The sequence below is a fragment of the Propionimicrobium lymphophilum DSM 4903 genome, assembly GCF_000423485.1.
In the GTDB taxonomy this organism is placed as follows: Bacteria; Actinomycetota; Actinomycetes; order Propionibacteriales; family Propionibacteriaceae; genus Propionimicrobium; species Propionimicrobium lymphophilum.
On the sequence record NZ_AUIB01000024.1, the window covers coordinates 1 to 2,386 of the forward strand.

A 2,386-nucleotide genomic window follows, 5' to 3' on the forward strand; every position below is an offset into this window, starting at 1 on the left:
CAAAACTGCTTGATCAGCTTGCGTCCGGCGCTGTCTTTCTGCACGTCAAGCTTCAAAACCGTGGCTACCGCGTCGAGGCTCATAGGAAGACCAAGGTAGGCCGACCAGATCATGGTGCAACGCCACTGCCTTGGGTCAAGAAACCCATCAGCGAGAAGCTCGGGATGATGAGTGCGTAGCCAGGCAGACAGGCAGACTCGTTCGAAGGCGGCGTTATGCGCCCACTTGACCACATCCGGATCCACCAGCGCCGCCAGCACCTCGTCGGGCAGGGTCTCGCCGCTGGCAAGATCCACTATTTCGACCGGGCCGCCGTCGATTGAATAACCGAACAAGAGCAGGTCGAAGTCGGGGTGGTCGGCATACGGGTAAACACCCGCCTTGGCGAGCTGAACAGGACTGAAAGTCTCGATATCGCAGAAGAGCGTTCGCATGACGAGGTTCCTTTCACATAGAGGAAAAGTGGAGGGAACCAACAATGAACGCTGGTTCCCTCCACGATTGGAGGTAGTTAGTTCAGGAAGTCGTCATCAGCGGCGAAGGCACCGAAGTCGGTCTCAGCGGAAACTCGTCCACCGCCAAGGGTTTCTCCGTCGCGGGTCTTTTGAATGTTCCCCAGTCCGCAGGCGATGCCACGGTTGCCGTTTGTGTTAAACGCATAGAAGGACAGGGATACGCGTGCGTAGCAGCCCGAGTATACTTCGGCGCGGTCCAGGATCGGGGCGACGCTCTGATCGACGATCTGGGGAGCGGTCAGGGAGTTGGCGTTGAGGAAGTAGGCGCCCTTGTAGGCTTCGTCGTCACGCTCAATATCCCCATCACGCAACGGAAGCTTCAAGGCGGCCTTGCTGGGTCGCTTGCCACCAAACTTCCCGATACCTGCTTCGATGGCCGCATCCACGGCCTTCTCAATGGCTGCGATGGTGGCGGTGTCGGACTTCGGGATAATCAGCGAAGTGGAGTACTTGGGCTTGCCGCCCTGGATGGAGTTCGGCTCCCACACATGCGCATAGCTGAGGCGGACTTCGCCGGTCACAATACGGGTCGGATTCTGAGTAGTCATAATCTTTTCTGCTTTCTACTTGTTACTTGTTGGGTTGGAAATCGGTGGCCGCGCTCACCAGGTCAAGCGCTGGCCGTTTGTCGGATGCAGGCACCAGGGTTGGTTTGCCTGCAGGTTTGGTCACGAAATCGCCAAGGATCTCGTTGAAGGCGGGTTTACCCATGAGACGTTCCATGGCTGTGAGGGTGATGAGCTTGCGGTCATAGATGTCCCTATAGCCCGCTGCTTCAGCCGCTGCAGCGACGTCTTTCTCGGAGGTGTATTTGCGGATTGAACGACCGGCGACGAGCTTTAACCCCTCAAACGTGACGCCTTGATTGACGGCCTTGGAGAGGGCGTAGGCTTCCACATCCGCCGCCCAGGTTTTGAGCTGTGGAATCCGTGTGAGCACGTCGGCAATCTCTGCGTCCGACAGTTCTGCTGGTGGGGCGAATTCCAACTTGGCAAGCGCAAGATTGGCTTCGGCTCGTGCTCGACACGTTGGCGCGATACGACAGAACTGACACCACGAGCCTGGACAAAACTCACCCTGTCCCGTAGCGGCGAGCTCGGCCTTGGGCTTCACTTCCGTTTCAGCCCAGTGTTCGAGCTCGGCAACAGAAATTTCCCAGGTGTCGACGTTCGCCCGGCGCGGTTGGTAGATCGTGACCGCCACCGTCTCGATGTCATACAGGTCGCCAAAGGCGTGAAGGGCTCCGAGCGCGTAGAGCATCAACTGCGGATTGTTCGCGGCCTCGACGAGGACGCCTTGCCCGTATTTGAGATCAATGATCTGCAAGGTGGGTTCGGCGATAATCACGCAATCCCCGGTGCCGAAACCTCCGGGCACAATGTGGCTAAAATCCAGGCGTTGCTCGATCAGCACCTGCGGATCACCACAGGTTTGCTCTGCCAACGAGATATGTTCTTGGACGTAAGCGACGTAGTCGTCAGTCAGGCTTTCCATCTCGTCATCAATCCAGGCGGAGACCGGACGTTTCGAGCGCTGCTTGAGTGCTCGGCGGAGTTTGTGCTCAGCCAAGGCATGAGCGGTGGTGCCTTGCTCGGCAGCGTTCGACGTTGACTCCGGCTCATCGGATTCCAGATGTGCCGAGGGCGTGCAGTTGAGCCACCTGTGAGCACCAGATGCCGAGAGGAGTGCGTGGTCAGACGGTGCCATCAGCGATCTCCTTCGCCTGTTCGAGCAGCCAGCCGAACTTCGACGGATCTACCGCTGAGAGCTTGTCCGCACCGGCCTCGACGATCAGCTCACGCACCTTTGCGGTGTGGCCTTGCGCTGAGAGCTCGGAAAGAAAAGCACGTACTTCTTCGAGCGTCACTATC

Annotated in this window: 2 protein-coding genes and 1 pseudogene; all 3 read right to left on the bottom strand. The window is 58.3% G+C overall.

Annotation, left to right across the window (positions count from 1 at the left end; all coding sequences use genetic code 11):
• A pseudogene (locus tag G556_RS0107455) lies at nt 1-434 on the bottom strand (DNA-directed DNA polymerase); the annotation flags it as partial.
• Nucleotides 435-511: 77 nt separating this feature from the next.
• A complete protein-coding gene (locus tag G556_RS0107460; RefSeq protein WP_028822323.1) occupies nt 512-1,063 on the bottom strand; it encodes a DUF2815 family protein in 552 nt (183 codons plus the stop codon).
• A 22-nt stretch (nt 1,064-1,085) separates the two neighbouring features.
• Nucleotides 1,086-2,222: a DUF2800 domain-containing protein gene (locus G556_RS0107465; protein WP_028822324.1), complete on the bottom strand. Its 1,137-nt coding sequence runs from the start codon at nt 2,220-2,222 to the stop codon at nt 1,086-1,088.
• Nucleotides 2,223-2,386 lie beyond the last annotated feature (164 nt).

Coding starts and splice junctions, on each gene's coding strand:
- G556_RS0107460 (WP_028822323.1), bottom strand. CDS start 1,063: ATGACTACTCAGAATCCGACCCGTATTGTGACCGGCGAAGTCCGCCTC.
- G556_RS0107465 (WP_028822324.1), bottom strand. CDS start 2,222: ATGGCACCGTCTGACCACGCACTCCTCTCGGCATCTGGTGCTCACAGG.